15 protein-coding genes are annotated in these 16,688 nt (G+C 60.9%); 4 read left to right on the top strand and 11 right to left on the bottom strand.

Annotation, left to right across the window (positions count from 1 at the left end; translation table 11 throughout):
* Window positions 1-197 precede the first annotated feature (197 nt).
* The gene (gene gabD, locus GSQ93_RS35875) at window positions 198-1,667 is read right to left on the bottom strand and encodes an NADP-dependent succinate-semialdehyde dehydrogenase (protein WP_158940807.1); all 1,470 of its coding nucleotides are present in this window, start codon (window positions 1,665-1,667) and stop codon (window positions 198-200) included.
* Window positions 1,664-2,947, bottom strand: a complete 1,284-nt coding sequence (gene gabT / locus GSQ93_RS35870; RefSeq protein ID WP_158941010.1) for a 4-aminobutyrate--2-oxoglutarate transaminase — start codon at window positions 2,945-2,947, stop codon at window positions 1,664-1,666. The genes gabD and gabT overlap by 4 nt, the downstream gene beginning before the upstream one ends.
* Window positions 2,948-3,071: 124 nt before the next feature.
* Here gabT and GSQ93_RS35865 point away from each other — a divergent pair, with 124 nt between their 5' ends.
* Window positions 3,072-4,553: a PLP-dependent aminotransferase family protein gene (locus GSQ93_RS35865; protein ID WP_158941008.1), complete on the top strand. Its 1,482-nt coding sequence runs from the start codon at window positions 3,072-3,074 to the stop codon at window positions 4,551-4,553.
* Window positions 4,554-4,587: 34 nt separating this feature from the next.
* On the opposite strand, the gene GSQ93_RS35860 is transcribed toward GSQ93_RS35865, so the two are convergent.
* On the bottom strand, window positions 4,588-4,923 hold the full coding sequence (locus tag GSQ93_RS35860; RefSeq protein ID WP_158940805.1) for a helix-turn-helix domain-containing protein: 336 nt from the start codon (window positions 4,921-4,923) through the stop codon (window positions 4,588-4,590).
* Window positions 4,920-5,264, bottom strand: coding sequence for a type II toxin-antitoxin system RelE/ParE family toxin (locus tag GSQ93_RS35855; protein ID WP_158940803.1), 345 nt, complete (start codon window positions 5,262-5,264; stop codon window positions 4,920-4,922). The genes GSQ93_RS35860 and GSQ93_RS35855 overlap by 4 nt, the downstream gene beginning before the upstream one ends.
* Window positions 5,265-5,483: 219 nt before the next feature.
* On the opposite strand from GSQ93_RS35855, the gene GSQ93_RS35850 reads away from it, so the two are divergent.
* Window positions 5,484-5,954, top strand: coding sequence for a MarR family winged helix-turn-helix transcriptional regulator (locus GSQ93_RS35850; RefSeq protein WP_158940801.1), 471 nt, complete (start codon window positions 5,484-5,486; stop codon window positions 5,952-5,954).
* Window positions 5,955-6,007: 53 nt separating this feature from the next.
* Here GSQ93_RS35850 and GSQ93_RS35845 read toward each other — a convergent pair whose 3' ends face one another.
* The 7 genes from GSQ93_RS35845 to GSQ93_RS35815 form a co-directional block, all read right to left on the bottom strand.
* Window positions 6,008-8,278 carry a xanthine dehydrogenase family protein molybdopterin-binding subunit gene (locus GSQ93_RS35845; protein ID WP_158940799.1) on the bottom strand — a complete coding sequence of 757 codons (2,271 nt, stop codon included), beginning with the start codon at window positions 8,276-8,278 and terminating at the stop codon, window positions 6,008-6,010.
* 79 nt (window positions 8,279-8,357) lie between these two features.
* On the bottom strand, window positions 8,358-9,674 hold the full coding sequence (locus GSQ93_RS35840; protein WP_158940797.1) for an MFS transporter: 1,317 nt from the start codon (window positions 9,672-9,674) through the stop codon (window positions 8,358-8,360).
* A 37-nt stretch (window positions 9,675-9,711) separates the two neighbouring features.
* Complete coding sequence (locus tag GSQ93_RS35835) at window positions 9,712-10,953, bottom strand: porin (RefSeq protein ID WP_158940795.1); 1,242 nt, start codon at window positions 10,951-10,953, stop codon at window positions 9,712-9,714.
* 260 nt (window positions 10,954-11,213) lie between these two features.
* Window positions 11,214-11,858, bottom strand: coding sequence for an N-carbamoylsarcosine amidohydrolase (locus tag GSQ93_RS35830; RefSeq protein WP_158940793.1), 645 nt, complete (start codon window positions 11,856-11,858; stop codon window positions 11,214-11,216).
* Between the two features lie 25 nt (window positions 11,859-11,883).
* The gene (locus GSQ93_RS35825; protein WP_158940791.1) at window positions 11,884-12,918 is read right to left on the bottom strand and encodes a 2,5-dihydroxypyridine 5,6-dioxygenase; all 1,035 of its coding nucleotides are present in this window, start codon (window positions 12,916-12,918) and stop codon (window positions 11,884-11,886) included.
* A gap of 49 nt (window positions 12,919-12,967) precedes the next feature.
* A complete protein-coding gene (locus GSQ93_RS35820) occupies window positions 12,968-13,795 on the bottom strand; it encodes an alpha/beta fold hydrolase (protein WP_158940789.1) in 828 nt (275 codons plus the stop codon).
* Window positions 13,796-13,862: 67 nt separating this feature from the next.
* The gene (locus GSQ93_RS35815; RefSeq protein ID WP_158940787.1) at window positions 13,863-14,615 is read right to left on the bottom strand and encodes an Asp/Glu racemase; all 753 of its coding nucleotides are present in this window, start codon (window positions 14,613-14,615) and stop codon (window positions 13,863-13,865) included.
* Window positions 14,616-14,933: 318 nt separating this feature from the next.
* Here GSQ93_RS35815 and GSQ93_RS35810 point away from each other — a divergent pair, with 318 nt between their 5' ends.
* Complete coding sequence (locus tag GSQ93_RS35810) at window positions 14,934-16,094, top strand: FAD-dependent monooxygenase (RefSeq protein ID WP_158940786.1); 1,161 nt, start codon at window positions 14,934-14,936, stop codon at window positions 16,092-16,094.
* A 72-nt stretch (window positions 16,095-16,166) separates the two neighbouring features.
* Window positions 16,167-16,676: a (2Fe-2S)-binding protein gene (locus GSQ93_RS35805; RefSeq protein ID WP_158940784.1), complete on the top strand. Its 510-nt coding sequence runs from the start codon at window positions 16,167-16,169 to the stop codon at window positions 16,674-16,676.
* The last annotated feature ends 12 nt before the right edge of the window (window positions 16,677-16,688 follow it).

Below are 16,688 nucleotides of genomic sequence, written 5' to 3'. Positions count from 1 at the left end.
CGCTTTGGGCAAAGAAACGACGTGCCGCCACGCACAGTGGCTAACAGTGACAAAGAGAAAATCCGACGCAAGCAGACCGCTAAGGCCGAAAAGCAGCAACCCGGCATTGACTCCGACCGCTACCCTCGGACCCTAGCCCCCTACCACCAACCCCAAAAACCCCACAACTCAAAACCACCCCCAAGTGCGAATGTCCCTCAACTGGCGATACACAAATACTTGATCACCAGATAGTCATCGATCCCATACCGCGAACCTTCGCGTCCGAGCCCGGATTGCTTAACCCCGCCAAACGGCGCGACCTCATTAGAAATAAGCCCGGTATTAATCCCGACCATGCCATATTCCAGCGCTTCGGCGACACGCCAAACCCGTCCAATATCCCGGCTATAAAAATACGCAGCCAGTCCAAACTCGGTATCGTTAGCCATACGAATCACTTCTTCATCGGAAGAAAACCGGAACAACGGTGCGAGCGGCCCAAACGTTTCTTCCCTGGCGATTTTCATCTCCGAAGTCACCCCCGACAACACCGTCGGCTCAAAGAAACCGAATCCAAGCGCGTGCCGCTTGCCGCCGACTACGACCTTCGCGCCTTTGTCCAGCGCGTCCTGAATATGCGATTCAACCTTTTGCACTGCGGCGTCATTAATCAGCGGCCCGAGCAAAACGCCGCTTTCCAATCCATTGCCTACCGTGAGCTTCGCAACAGCCGCGCCCAGCTTGGCGGAAAATTCGTCATACACCCGATCATGAACATAAAACCGGTTCGTACACACGCAAGTCTGCCCGCTATTACGGTATTTCGACGCAATAGCGCCCTCGACTGCGGCGTCAATATCGGCGTCGTCGAAAACGATAAACGGTGCATTACCGCCCAACTCCAGCGACACCTTCTTGACGGTCGGCGCACTTTGCGCCATCAGCAGCCGGCCGACCTGCGTCGATCCTGTGAACGACAGCTTCCTGACAATCGGATTGCCAGTCAGCTCGGCACCGATCGCCTTCGGATCACCCGTCACGATGTTCAGCACGCCCTTGGGCAGCCCCGCGCGCTCGGCCAGCACGGCCATTGCGAACGCAGAAAACGGCGTTGCCTCAGCGGGCTTGACCACGATCGAACAACCGGCTGCGAGCGCTGGACCGACCTTGCGCGTGATCATCGCGCTCGGGAAATTCCACGGCGTGATAGCGGCACAGACGCCGATGGGCTCCTTCGTCACCACGATGCGTTTATCAGCGACGGGCGATGCCAGCGTGTCACCCGCGACGCGTTTGCCTTCCTCCGCGAACCACTCGATAAACGACGCCGCGTAGACGATCTCACCGCGCGCTTCGGCGAGCGGCTTGCCTTGCTCGCGGGTGAGGATCATGGCGAGATCGTCGGCGTTTTCGAGCATCAGTTCGTACCAGCGGCGCAGAATGGCCGCGCGTTCCTTCGCGGTTTTCTTGCGCCACAGCGGCCACGCGGTGTTGGCCGCATCGATCGCGCGACGCGTTTCCGCCGCGCCCATGTTCGGCACGTTACCGAGCGACTGACCGTTCGCCGGATCGATGACTTCGAAGGTCGATGCGTTATCGGCACCTTGCCATTCGCCGTCGATGAACGCGTCGTGACGCAGCAGCGCCGGGTCTTTCAACTGCATGGATGAACGTTGCGTGCTCATGCTGCAACACCCACTTCTTCTGTCAGGACACGTTCGAGAATAGCGAGCGCTTCATCGAACACGGCGTCTTGAATGGTCAGCGGAAACAGGAACCGGATCACGTTGCTATACACGCCGCAGATCAGCAAAAGCAGGCCGCGTTCAAGCGCCAGGGTTTGCACGCGCTTGGCGAAAGCGGCATCGGCTTCGGTGGTTCCCGGCTTGCAGAATTCGACGGCGATCATGGCACCGGGGCCGCGCACATCGGCGATCTGGGGGACGTCTGCCTTAATCGATGACAGCCGCGACTTCAGCTTGTCGCCCAGCCGCACGGCACGCTCGCAGAGCTTCTCTTCATCGATGATATCGAGCACCGCATGCGCCGATGCCACCGCTAGCGGATTGCCGGCATACGTGCCGCCAAGACCACCGGGCGCGACCGAGTCCATCACATCGGCACGGCCGACCACGCCCGACAGCGGCATGCCGCCAGCGAGGCTTTTGGCGATGGTCATCAGGTCCGGCACCACGTCGTAGTGCTGCATGGCAAACATCTTGCCGGTGCGCGCGAAGCCGGTCTGCACTTCATCGGCGATCAGCAGGATGCCGTGGGTGTCGCAGAGCTTGCGCGACGCGCGGACAAATTCCACGGGTGCCTGATAGAAGCCGCCTTCACCCTGAACCGGTTCGAAGATGATCGCGGCAACACGCTTGGCTTCAATATCCGCCGCAAAAAGATGCTCGATGGCGCGCAGCGAATCCTCTGTCGTGATGCCGCGCAGCGGGTTCGGGAACGGGGCGTGGAATACGTCGGACGGGAACGGTCCGAAGCCGATCTTGTAGGGTGCCACCTTGCCCGTGAGCGCCATGCCCATGAACGTGCGGCCGTGGAACCCGCCAGTGAATGCGATCACGCCCGGACGGCCCGTCGCGGCACGCGCGATCTTGACGGCGTTCTCGACCGCTTCCGCGCCAGTCGTGAAGAACGCGGCCTTCTTTGCATGGTCGCCGGGTGCGCGCTCGATGATCTTCTCGGCGAGCGAAACATACGATTCATAAGGGACGATCTGATACGCCGTATGCGTGAAGCGCTCGAGTTGCGCGCGCATTGCCGCGACAATTTTCGGGTGCCGATGTCCGGTGTTGCATACCGCGATGCCCGCCGCGAAGTCGATGAAACGGCGGCCTTCCACATCCCACAGCTCGGCGTTTTCGGCACGTTCAGCGTAGAAATCACACATCACGCCGACACCGCGCGGTGTCGCGGCGTCTTTGCGGGCTTTCAGGTCGGCGTTCTTCAGGGTCTGGCTCACGGCATCGCTCCTTGGTGGGTTTTTAGGCGGTATCTCGACTATAGTAAGATTTGGCTCTTTCAATCAGAGCCATTTCCGTGTTTTTATAGGAGCCAATTCTTCGATGTCCGCGATGCGTGCAAGCATGTTGTCCGACTGGCTCGCTCAGCGGATTGAACGAACGGGCGGGCTGCCCATTTATCGACAGTTGTATGGCTTGTTGCAGCAGGCCATCCTGTCGCGGGAATTGCCGGCGGGGACCAAAGTGCCATCGTCCCGATTGCTCGCGAGCGAGCTGGGCCTCGGCCGTAATACGGTCACGCAGGTGTATGAGCAACTCGCGCTGGAAGGCTACGTGTGGTCGGCGACGGGGCAGGGCACGTTTGTCTCGGACAGCGCGCCGGACGAGATCGTGGGCGCGGAATCCACGGCGAGCGATACGGCCCCTGCGGAACCGCGTGTTCTGTCCGCGCGCGGCGCACAGTTGTTGCAAGGGGCGGGTGTGTCGCAGCGGCAAGGCGGGGCGTTCATGCCCGGCGTGCCCGATGTATCGAAGTTTCCAGCGGCCGTCTGGAGCCGCTTGCAATCCAAATACTGGCGCCGCTTGCCGCCGGACTTGCTGACCTATGCGCCCGGCGGTGGTTTGCCCAAGCTGCGTCAGGTGCTCGCCGATTATTTGCGGACCTCGCGTTCGGTGCGCTGCACGCCGGAACAAATTATCGTGACGACGGGGATTCACCAGTCCATCGATCTTGCCGTGCGCCTGCTGTCCGATTCCGGCGATGTCATCTGGACCGAAGACCCGTGCTACTGGGGCGTGCGTAGCGTGTTGCAAGTGTCTGGGCTATCGCTCAAGGCTATTCCCGTGGATGCAGAGGGCATCAATCCTTCCGCAGATGATCTTGCCGATCCGCCCAAGCTGATGCTGGTTACGCCGTCGCATCAATACCCGCTGGGCATGGTGATGAGCCTCGCGCGGCGGCGGATGCTGCTGGAGTTCGCGCGGCAAAACGGCTGCTGGATTATCGAGGACGATTACGACAGCGAGTTTCGATACGGCAGCCGGCCGCTCGCATCGCTTCAAGGACTCGACACAGCCGGTCAGGTGATCTACGTGGGCAGCTTCGGCAAGACACTTTTTCCGGGGCTGCGGATTGGTTACATCGTGGTGCCCGAGGGGTTGTCGGCGAGCTTTGCGACGGCTTCCGCCGAGTTGTATCGCGAGGGGCAGTTGTTGCAGCAGGCGGTGCTGGCCGAGTTCATCGCGGAGGGGCATTTCACGTCGCATATCCGGCGGATGCGGGGGATCTACGGGCAGCGTCGCCAGATACTGCTGGACACGATCAGGAAGCGGTATGGCGACGCGTTGCAGATTGTCGGCGGCGATGCCGGGCTGCATCTCGTGCTGCGTTTGCCTGATGGCGTGGATGATCGTGAAGTGGCGAAAGCGGCGCTCGCGGTCAACATTGTGGTGCGGCCGCTGTCGGGTTATTTCCTGCGCCCAGGCGAGGGCATGTCGGGCTTGCTGATCGGGTACGGCTGCGTGGCCGAAGAGGAGATCGAGCCAGCGTTTGAGAAACTGGCGGCGGTGCTGGATCCGGCGTTGGGGCGATGAGAGGTTCTCGACTCCCCCGTGCCGGGTGCTTCGACTATTGACCGATTGCCAGCCTGACTTGCTTTCCTACTCTGCTGAGCATCTCGACCAACGTATCGATAGTGAACTTGGCCGTCTTCTTGTTCACTACGTCGGACACGCGTGGCCGCGACACCATCAGGATTTTTGCCGCCTCTGCCTGCTTGAGCTGATGCTGCTCGATCCAGTCGGCAAGCTCCGACATCAATTGCTCCTTGAGCTTCTGTGTGTCGTTGATTTGCTTGCGCGAAGCTGCTTGCAACCGCTTCGCTTCCTCAGCCGAAAATCCGAGTTCACGGAACAGATTTGCGCCCGGTTTCGTCACATGGCGGATTTCAGTATCGATCGTCATTGATTGCTCTTCCTTGCGTTGGCCACGGCGCGATAGCGCGCCTCGGCGATTTCCTTATCCCGCTTGCTGGTTGCCTGGGTTTTTTTCTGGAAGCAGTGGAGGACATATACCGCTTCCTCGAACTTGGCTACGTACATCACCCGGAAAATGCCGCTGGTGTCCCTGATACGGATTTCCCGAGCTCCAGCACCCACCTCCCCAAACGGCTTCCAGTCCTCTGGGTCGAGCCCAGACTGAACCTTGCTCAACTGGAAGCCGGCATCCCTGCGTGGCTCCTCTGGAAACTCCAATAGGTCGTCGTAGGCGGACCCTACCCAGCGAATTTCTTTCTCCGGCGTCATGGCGTCCTTGTGTATAAAATTTTATACCATTTTCGCCAGAACTCAAGGGTTTGTCATCGTGGCGTTCTGACGCAGGTCGGAATACCCAAGGCAGGGCTTTACAACGCCGCCGAAAGGCGCGCCACCGACTATGATAAAAGGGAATCACGGTAGGACTGAAGAAAGCGGTGCGTCGCCGTAATCGAAGCATAATAGAACGTGTACCCTACAATTCTTCCCATGTCCAAAAAGCCATCCCCCACTCCGGTCGTTGCAGGCAGCGAGGAGTATCACTTCTCCGAGCAGATCGGCCACCTGCTGCGACGTGCATACCAGCGCCATGTCGCTATCTTCCAGGAGGCCATACCGGATTCTGACCTGACCGCAGCACAATTCGTCACGCTATGTGCGGTCAAGGAGCAGCAATCCTGCTCGCTCAACGACATCGTCAAGGCGACAGCAATCGACCAGGCCACCATCCGCGGCGTCGTTGAGCGCCTGAAAGCGCGTTCGCTGATCGTGGTCTCGCCCGACCCGCTCGACGGCCGCAAGCTGCTGGTGCGCACCACACCGGAAGGCCTGGCGTTGATCGACCAGACCGTACCTTTTGCAAAGCAGGTGAGCGAGCAGACTTTCGGCGGGCTGAACCCGGCGGAGCGCGTTGCCATCGTGTATCTGTTGCGCGCCATGACGCGGGCGGAAGATAACTAACCTGTACGTGCTTACCACTACAGATAGCCACGTACAGGCCGCTTGCTACGCACTCATCGATGCTCGGCAGGTGCCGGCGTCACGGCGGCCTGCAGCGTGGCTCTGACCGCATCTGGCGTGAATGGCGGCGCGCGGAACCTCACGCCGGTTGCATCGAATAGCGCATTGGAGATAGCGGGTGCACCGGGGAGCGAAGCGGACTCACCGGCGCCGAGCGGCGGCTCGCCTTGCCGGTCGACCAGCACCACGTCCACGGGCGGCAGTTCGGGGAATGTCAGGATCGGATAGCTGCCCCATTCCTTGCTTGCGACCAGACCGTCGGTGAAGCGCACACGCTCTTTCATCGTACGACTCAGGGTCTGGATCACGTTGCCGTGGATCTGATGGCGCACGCCATCCGGATTGATCACGGTGCCCGTGTCCTGACCCACCGTCACCCGCTTGATGCGGATCTCTCCGCTGACGGTGTCGACTTCCAGATCGACGATCCACGCCGACCAGGCCGCACCGAAACCGGGAAAGCGGCTATGCACATACCGTGCATAGGCCACGCCGCGTCCTTGAAGCACGCGTTCGCCGGTATCGCGCGCAGGACCACGTTCGGCACGGGCTTGCCAGCCTGCGCGTTCCGCGACTGCCTCGAGCAACGCCACCGCCCGCTCGTCCTTGAGATGACGTAGCCGGAATGCCAGGGGATCGGCGCCGCTCTCGAACGCGAGTTCATCGATGAATACATCATGGGCGAAGGAGTTCGGCAGCGCCGACACCCCTCTGAACCACGACGCCCTGACCAGCGGCGCCAGGTCGTGGCAGACGAAACGGCGATGCGCGAAGGTGTAGGGCGTAACCGCAGTCCGGTCGCCCATTTCAAAGACGCGCGGCTCGGCCGGCGTCGCGCCGGTAAGCAGTAGGGCGAGCATGGGCGCATCATTTGACGGATAGCGCGAGGCGAACGTATAGCCCAACGTGTCGCCGCTGCGGGACACCGTGCCGGTCACATCCACAACTTGCGCCGTGCCCTTTGGCTCCCACTGATGTTCGTCCGCGCGCGATAGCTGGACCCGCACCGGATGGCCCATCGCACGCGAGAGCAGGAGCGCGTCGCCGGCAACGTCGTCGGCGCAATTGCGGCCATAGCATCCGGAGGCCTCCATGCGGACGATATCGATATCGGCTTCATTGCGCCCGACCAGACTCGACAAGTCATAGCGCAAGGTCTGCGGGTTCTGCGTGCCCGACCATACCGTGATGCGTCCTTCCTGATAGTCCGCAAGGGCACAAGACGGCCCGATCGATCCATGCATCTGGTACGGCCAGACATAACTGCGTGTCAGCGTGGTCGTCCCGGTTTGGCCTTGCACGCTCTCCACGTCCCCTTCTTCCAGCAGCAGGCGCCGCTGAGCCGGAGCATTGGATATCGCCACCGCGGGGTCATCGAGGGACGGCAGCGGCGGCAGCGGGCGCCACCGGACGAGTAGCGCGCGCGCTGCGCGGATCGCCTGCTCCTCCCGCTCGGCCACCACGCCAACGAAGTCGCCGATAACAACCACGCCGCGCACGCCCGGCAGCGTATCGACCGATGAATGGTCCACGTCGATCAGCGTCCTGCCAATGAAAGCGCCGCAATCATGTCCCGCATACGGCGGCCGCACGACGCGGCCGTGCAGCATGCCCGGCACGCGCATGTCGTGCACGAAGGTGAGGGTGCCGGTGGCCTTGGCAGGCAGATCGACGCGTGGTGTTGCCCGCCCGACAATCCGGTAAGTGGACGGGTCCTTTACCGCGACGGACGAGTCGATCGGAAGGGAGATCCGTTGCCCCTGGAGCAGCTCGCCGAAGCCGATGCGGGTCTTGTCCGGGGCAATGACATAACCGTCGTCGGTGGCAAGGCGGGCGGCATCGATGCCCCAACGCTGCGCTGCCAGCCCGATCAACACGAACCGCGCTTGCGCCGCAGCAAACCTGAGCGGCACGGCGGATATCTGGATGGTCGCGCTGGCGATGGTCGGCCCCTGGTTGGGCACTCGGGCGGAGTCGCCGAGGATCATCTTGACGCGCGGGGCCGGCACGTCGAGTTCCTCCGCCACGATTTGCGCTAGCGACGTGCGGATGCCGGTGCCGAGATCGACGTGGCCGTTGAACGCCAGGATGCGGCCATCGTCGAGTATCGCGACGAAAATTTCCGGCGAGTCCTGAACGTAGGAAGACCCGCTGCCCGGTTGACCGGGCGCGGGTTTTACCGGCGCGAGCGGCTGCCTGACGATGGTCAGGCAGCCGCTGCGCGCGAGCAGTTCACCTCGGGTGAGCGCTGCTTCAGTAGGCATGACGATTCCTGAAAATGCCGCTTTATTCGACTAAACCGCTTGAACGACCAGCTTCAACGCTTTGTCTTAATGCCCGGCGTCAACGATTAACAATACGCTTCGGCATCGCCAACACCAAGAGGCAACCCGCCAGCATGCAGATGCCGAAGGTGATCAATCCGGCGCTCATACTGTGGGTCGTGTCCTTCATCCAGCCCAGCACGTAGGTGCTGGCAAAGCCGCCCAGGTTTGCTATCGAGCAAGCGAACGCAATGCCCGCAGCAGCAGCCGTGCCCCGCAGGAACGTGGAGGGCAGTGCCCAGACGACCGGCATGGCCGCGGCCACGCCTGCGTTGGCGATCGACAGCAGGATCACGGTGATCGCCGTGTTGCCGCTGAAGAACGTGCTCGCGATCAGGCCGAACGCGGTGCAGGCAAAAGGTACGACGATATGCCAGCGGCGTTCGCGGCGCTTGTCCGAACTTGCGCCCGTTACCAGCATCATGATCACGGCCAGCGCATTCGGGATGGCGGTCAGCATGCCGATCTCGAGCGCGCTCTTCACGCCGGAATCGCGAATGATGCTTGGCATCCAGAAGCTGATTGCATAGGTGCCGAGCAGCACGCACAAATCGATGAGACCCAGCGCCCATACTTTCGGATCCGTGAACGCATCACGCAGCCGATGACTCTTGCCGTCATGTGATTCCTGCGCGAGATCGCGCTTCAGGCGCAGACGTTCGTCGCTATCAAGGAACTTCGCCGACTCCACCGTATTGGGCAGGTAGAAAAACACCAGCACGCCGAGCACGATCGACGGCAACGCTTCGATCCCGAACAGCCACTGCCATCCTTGCCAGCCGTGCATGCCGTCGAAGAAGGTCAGGATCCAGCCGGACAACGGCCCGCCGATCAGGCTCGACAGCGGCAGCCCCATCATGAAGAGCGCGATGATCTTGCTGCGGCGCGCGTCGGGGAACCAGTTCGTCAGATACAGCAGCACGCCCGGCAGGAAGCCGGCTTCCGCAACGCCTAACAGGAAGCGCAGCGTATAAAACTGGCCGGGCGTCTTGACGAACATCGTGAGCCCGGAAAGGATGCCCCACGTGACCATGATCCGCGCGATCCAGAGCTTCGCCCCCACCTTCTGCAGGATCAGGTTACTCGGCACTTCAAAGAGAATATAACCGACGAAAAAAAGACCTGCTCCCAAGCCATAGACGGTGTCGCTGAAGTGCAGCGCATCCAGCATCTGCAGCTTCGCCAGACCCACGTTCACGCGGTCCAGGTAGGCTGAAAAATAGCAGAGGCAGAAGAACGGGATCAGCCGCCAGGTGAGTTTCTTGTACAGCTCGCGTTCTGCCTGTGCGTCGGTGTGCAGCGTGCCGCGCAAAGTGTCTATCGATGGGGTCGACATGTCGTGTCTCCTGGAAAATCGGTGCTGTGAAGAAAGATCAGAACAGGTGGTAGAGGCCGAGCGTTGTCGCGAACTGGCCGGCGGTCGCAGCCGATGCGCCGAGCGTCAGGTCGCCCGCTACGCCAGTCGCTGCAACAATCTGACCGCGTGCATTCACCGCGTTGCCACTGGCGCGCACGTAGACCGCCTGCGCGTAGACCCCGGTGCTTTTCGAGAGCGAGTAGTTCACCCCGGTTGCCCACTGGTTGTAGTGCGCCGTCCCGGCTTCGCCTTGCGCGGTGGAGACGTCGTGGCGCGCGGTGTAACCGTAGGTCGCGAACAGTTGCGTCGCCGGCGTGACGAGGTACTTGAGGTAAGTCGAGTAGTTGTCGAACACGGCGGAGCCATCAAACAACGAGGTATTCCCTGCGATATAGCGCGTGTTCGTATAGGTCAGGCCAGCCTTCAATCCGCCGATCTGATATTGCGCGGCGAGCGCGGCAAACTTGGCGCTTTGCGCGCTCGCATAACCCTCGTTCACCGATGAATTGAACACGCTGTCGGCAGTGGCGGTCCAGGTCGTCGGATCGGCAGTGGTCGAGCGGCGCATGTCCACGTAACTGGCTGCAAGTGCGAGCGGTCCTTGCGCATACGAACCACCGATGCTCCATGTCGAGCCCGAAGAGATCGAGCCGGGCGTGCCGCCGAATGAATACAGGCCGCCGAAGCGGAAACCGCCCATCAGCGGGCTCGTGTACTTCAATGCGTTGTCCACGCGCGCGATGGTGTCAAGGTGATCGAGGTCGCCAACGTGCACGAAACTGCTGCCCATGCCGTAGATCAGATTGCCGACATACTCGTTGGCCGAGTCGTACTGACGGCCCAGCGTAACGGTGCCGTATTGCGAATTGCTCAGCCCGACGAAGGCTTGCCGTCCGAACAACCGGCCGCTGTTTCCCAGCGCGCCGTTGGACGGCGTGAAGCCGTTTTCCAGCGTGAAGATGACTTGATTGCCGCCGCCCAGATCCTCGGTTCCCTTGAAGCCGAATCGCGATCCCCACACCACGCCGTTTGCCATGCGCGTCTCTGAGGAGCCCGTGTAATTGCCTGCTGTGTTAGCCGTGGTGCGCACGTTGTTGACATAGGTGATCCCTGAGTCGACCGCGCCATACAGCGTGACTTGTGCATGGGCGGCACGCGGCAATGCGGATACCGCGACGACTGCCAACGAAGCTGCTGTGAGTACTGCGGGCTTGAACATCCGGTTACGTTGAAGCTGCAGGCGCGAGTAATGAGTCATTGATTTTGAGTTGTAGGTCGTTGAAGAGCTGAGCTGAACGGGGCTTGACTTGAGCGTGTTCGAGATAGCTCGGCGCATGTGTCGCGACACATGCAAAGTTACGGAATCAAAATCAGGAATGCAACGATTTTTTAACAAAAAATCTATATAAATCAAAGACTTATATTTTTTGTTATAGACGTGATGAAGCGTCCCGCGGGATGAACCCGGAGGACGCTGGAGCGCTAAACTGAGGTGATTAATAGAGGATGATCGAGTGCTTACGCCTGGCGTTTTTCGATACTCGAAAGGGCCTCTTCGAGCGTCATGACCGCGGCATATTTCTGTTGCATGTCGAAGAGATTCGCATCGTGCGGACCAATGGCTCTATCGCCGACGCAATCAGATACAACCAGCGGACGGAAACCATGCGACATCGCATCCACCACGCTTGCCCGCACGCATCCACTCGTGACTGCACCAGCCACGATCAACGTCTGCACCGCACGCTGCGATAACCACGGCGCGAGTTGCGTGCCGAAGAACGCGGAAGGCACGGTCTTGCGCACGACCAGTTCGCCCGCTGCAGGTGTCAACTCAGGCACGATCGCGCTGTTCGGATGGTCTTCGGTGAGCGTCGCCATGCCTGGCACTTTCAGCGAAAACACGTTGTCGTCGCTGCCGTCGGCCGCATACACAATGCGGCTATGCGCAACCGGCCAGCCGTGCCGGCGCGCGGCGGCCAGCAGATGCACCGTGCGTTCGATAGCCGGTGCAATGTTACCGCCGCCGAAGGTCTTGGGATCCGCGAAGCCGACCACGAAGTCGACAATCAGCAAGCCGATATTGCCTTGCACCGGCAACGGCGTGCCAAATCCCTGCTGTTTGTACACGCCCGATTCGGCGTGGCTCTGGATGTCGCTCATTCGAATTGCTCCAAGGGGTCGATATCTATCGGTCCATCACCACGCCATCGCAAACCACGGCATCGCCGTCGAGCATCACGTCGCAATGGCGCAGCGGGATGTCGATGTGACACGTGGTCGTGCGCTTGCCGCCTGCTTCGTTGTTGGGTCCAAGCGAAAACAGGAAGTTGCCTTCGAACGCGCGTGCATCCATGCCGATGGTCGCTTCGCGGTCATACAGTCCGAGCGTCGACCAGCGCGCGCGAGGCTGCAGACCCCAGCCGATATGCGAGATTGCGTAGCCTTCAGGATCGTTGAACGAGGCCATGTAGTCGCTTAGCAACGCCGCATCCACGCCGCCATCGATACGCGTGGCGTAACCGTTTTCCACGGTCAGCGTGATCGGATCGTTCACGTACTTTTTCTGCGGCAGCAAGATGTCGCCGCGATCGATCACGATCTGGCCGCTCGCTTGTCCCTCGTTCGGGAACGTCAGCACAAAACCGCTTGGCCAGTGATCCCAGCGGCCCGGTTCATCGACGAAACCGTACTCGGAGATAGCGGGAAACTCGCCCAGCGGACACACGAGTTCCGTGCCCGCTTTTGACTTGACGCGCATTTCACGCGACGCCTTGATCCGCTCGGCTGCTGCCTTCACGCGGGTGCGATCGGCTTCGGTGGGCACGAGCCGCGCGAGCACTTCGGGCGGTTCGACTGCCAGCAGGACCTTCGTGCCGGTCGCGAGGATCTCGTGCTGCTCAGGCGAGAACAACAAGGTCATCAGGTCGAGCACGAGATCGCTCGCCTTCAACGCAGCGATAGCAGCCAGGTTGCCGGTGAGAGGCGTGGTGCCGAGATACGCGAGCGAGTCGCGGCTCAGGGCCTTTTCACCATTTACCGGCAAGAGGTCGAGCCGGTTGACGATTGCGCCCATCGACTGCGTGGCGATCAGTGCGCTTGAAAGCGTTTGTGGATGCGTGGACGCGCTGGTGAGGATGGTGACGGTCTGGCCGGCTTGCAGCTTCGACAACGTCAGTACCTGCTTCCACGCGGCAATCATTTCGTAATCGCTGATTGGCATGTTGACTCCTGAAGAATGAGTGTCAGTGTCGGCTCGTCTTGCGTTGCACTTAAACGAGCTTTGCGCCGAGGAAATCGCCGAAAGCTTCATAGAAGCCGGCTTCGTTATCCCACGGAATCATGTGGCCGGCATCCGGCACGCGGGTATGCAGCAGTCCCGGTGCGAGTGTCTGCATTTCCTGCACGTCTTCGTCGAGAACCACGTCGCCGCGCGCGGCCGTGATCAGCAGTGAAGGTACGCGAAGCAGGGGCAGGTCGGCGTGGATGTCGTCAGTATGGAAACCTTCGAACGAAGTCAGCATGCCGCGTTCATCGCAGGTATGCAGCCATTGCGCGCGCACACGCAACTGGTCTTCGGTCCAGGTCGGGCAGAAAGCGCGCATGCCCTCTACGTCGATGCCTTTCACAGCCAGGCGGATCGAATCGACATACCACGGCAGCTTGGCCGGATACGCGCGGCGGCCCGGACCGGACACCGGCGGATCGACCAGCACTGTGCGTGTCAGGCCCTTCGGAGCGCTGCGGGCAGCACGGATCGCGATGCGGGCGCCCATGGAGTGGCCGACAAGCGCATAGTGTTCAAGGCCGAGCGAGTGAGCGAGCGCGATGACATCGGCGGCTTGCGCGTCGAGGCTGTAGTCAAGTGTTGACGATGCTTCGGACAGACCGCGGCCGCGTACATCGAGCACGTAGGTATCGAACTGGCGGCCAAGCGTTTCGCCGACAAAACCCCACGTGACGGCCGGGCTGGTAATGCCCGGAATCACGATCACGGCAGGGCGGCCGGCGCGCACGCCTTCCGTGCCGCCGTAGCGCAGGTAATGCTGGCGAATGCCATTGGCGTTGACGTTCGCGCCGTACAGAAAAGTTGAGTTCATCGCGGAGTCCGTGGGTGGATCGAAAGCTATGCGTCGAAAGCTATCAGTAAGCGGGTCAGCAGGCGGATCAATAAGCGCCGGACAAAAGCGCGCCCGCGCCCGGCACGACGCGCTCGAGATCCAGCTCACGCAGCATGGCGTAGGTCGTCGCAATGGCGGCGGTGATGACCGGCTTGCCCGTCATTGCCTCGACTTGCGGCACTGCGGCAAGCGACGGCATTTGCACGCAGGCCGACAAGACGATCGCATCGACGTCCTGATAAGGCAGGGTTTTCACGATGTCCGGCAACAGCCGAGGGTCGTGGCGGCCGACATCCAGATTGTCGGGAATTTCGAGCGCCCGGTAGGCGACGACTTCAAACCCCTCATTGCGAATGTAGTCCACGACCAGTTCGGTCAGCGGCTTCATATAGGGCGCAACCACTACGACGCGCTTGGCCCCGATGACCTTCAACGCTTCGACAAGCGCGCCTGCGCTGGTGATGACCGGCGCGGCGCCACCGTTCTCGATAGTGCGCTCGTGCAGCCGCTTCTGCGACACGCGGTGGTAACCATGTCCCATCGCCATGATCGCGACCAGGCACGCATAACCGAGCACGTCCACGCGCGCGTCGCTAAGTTCCAGCGCGCAGCGATCCGATTCCGCGTCCATGGCCGCGAGCTCCTCCTTGACCACCTTCTTCATGCGCATGCGGCTGGAATGGAACGTGAACCTCTCCGGGCGGATGCTCTGGCGGGCGAGCAGCATGGCCGGGATTTCGGTTTCCATCGTCGTGTTCGAGCTCGGCACGATCTGGCCGATGCGAAAGGTCTTGGTCATCTAGTCGACTCCGTATGTCTTGGGCCACCCGTGGCGGCATTGTTGGTCCGGCAAATGATGCGGCAATCAGGTTCGATAAATTCTAGTGTACACATTGGAATTTAACAAGATTCCGAAAACATTTTTTAATGGTGCAAGCGTGCTTTAGATTGGTGAAAACCCTTATAAAATGCACATATAAAGGGATAAAACGCACCGCTATCGATTCAATGCAAATTTTCTTTACTCAAAAAAATTCAATGTGTACACTCGATATAGGTTCATTTAACAGGCTCGGCTGAACGACTTTCGGCGAGCGCCAGACATGGAGAGATCATCATGAGCAAACCCCGTATTGCAATCATTGGCGCGGGCCTTGGCGGAACAGCAGCAGCGGCGCTGATGCAGCGCGCCGGGTATTCGGTTCGCCTTTACGAGCAGGCTCCTGCGTTTTCGCGTCTCGGCGCGGGCATTCACCTCGGCCCCAACGTGATGAAGATCATGCGCCGCATGGACTGCGAAGACGCGCTGAACGTCATGGGCTCGCACCCCGATTACTGGTACAGCCGCGACTGGAAAACGGGCGAAGCCATCGCACAGATTCCGCTGGGCGAGTTCGCGTTGAAAGAATATGGCGCGTCGTATCTCACGGTGCATCGCGGCGACTTCCATGCACTGATGACCGAGGCGGTTGCGCCCGGCACCATCGAGTTCAACAAGTGCCTGAGCGGGATTGAAGAGCTGGACAATGAAGTGCGGCTGACGTTTGCGGACGGCAGTGTCGAAACCGCGGATATCGTGATTGGCGCGGACGGCGTGAACTCGAAGATCCGCGACCATCTGCTCGGCGCGGAACCGCCGCGTTATACGGGTTATGTTGCGCATCGCGCGGTATTTCCCGCCTCGCTGCTCGGCACCGATCCCTTCGATCTGTGTGTAAAGTGGTGGTCGGAAGACCGGCACATGATGGTGTATTACGTGACGTCCAAGCGCGATGAAATCTACTACGTGACCGGCGTTCCGCAGGCTGAGTGGCCGGCAGGGCAGTCGGTTGCGCCCAGCAGCCGCGACGAAATGCGCGAGGTGTTCGCGGGCTATCATCCGTCGGTGCAGAAGCTGATCGACGCCACGCCCGAAGTCACGAAGTGGCCGCTGCTGGAGCGCGACCCGCTGCCGTTGTGGAGCCGCGGCCGCTTGGTGCTGCTCGGCGACGCATGCCATCCGATGAAGCCGCATATGGCGCAGGGCGCGGCCATGGCGATTGAGGATGCAGCCATGCTGACTCGCTGCCTGGACGAAGTGGGGACGACCGATTTCGCCGGAGCGTTTGCGCTGTACGAAGCGAATCGGGCGGAGCGTGCATCGAAGGTACAACTGGTCTCGCACAACAACACGTGGCTGCGCACGAACGAAGATCCGGCTTGGGTGTTCGCTTATGACGTGTTCAACGAGCCCCTGACGTCGCCGTCAGCCAAGCAGGCTTCTGCCGCTGCCGCCTGATATTTCGACCCGGCCGCGCGCGGCAATGTCTGGATGAATTGCCACGAGCGGTCTTGATTCGATGACTTGAAAATGAGCGTGTCTGCTTCTGCTGCATCGCTATCCGGACCATTGACGCTGACCGTCAACGGCAGCACTCGCACGGTCGAGGTGACCCGCGATACGCCCTTGCTATACGTGCTGCGCAACGACTTCGAACTGAACGGGCCGAAGTACGGTTGTGGCCTGGGCCAGTGCGGCGCCTGCACGGTGCTGCTGGACGGCGGTCCCGCGCGTTCATGCGTCGTGCCGGTTGCGGCAGCTATTGGACGTGAGACGCTCACGCTGGAAGGGCTTGGAACGCTGGACGCGCTGCACCCGATCCAGCGCGCTTTTATCGATGAACAAGCAGCGCAATGCGGCTATTGCCTCAATGGCATGATCATGAGCACGAAGGCGCTGCTTGATCGCAACCCCACGCCTGATGACGACGATATCCGCGACGCGCTGCGCTTCAACCTGTGCCGTTGCGGCACGCACATTGAAATCATGAAGGCCGTGCATCGCGCGGCTGAGTATTTGAAACGCGAACAAAAACGCTGATTCATTGGACCC

The sequence above is a fragment of the Burkholderia sp. S171 genome (assembly GCF_009766085.1).
Taxonomy (GTDB): Bacteria; Pseudomonadota; Gammaproteobacteria; order Burkholderiales; family Burkholderiaceae; genus Caballeronia.
This window is presented reverse-complemented; position numbering and strand designations above follow the sequence as displayed.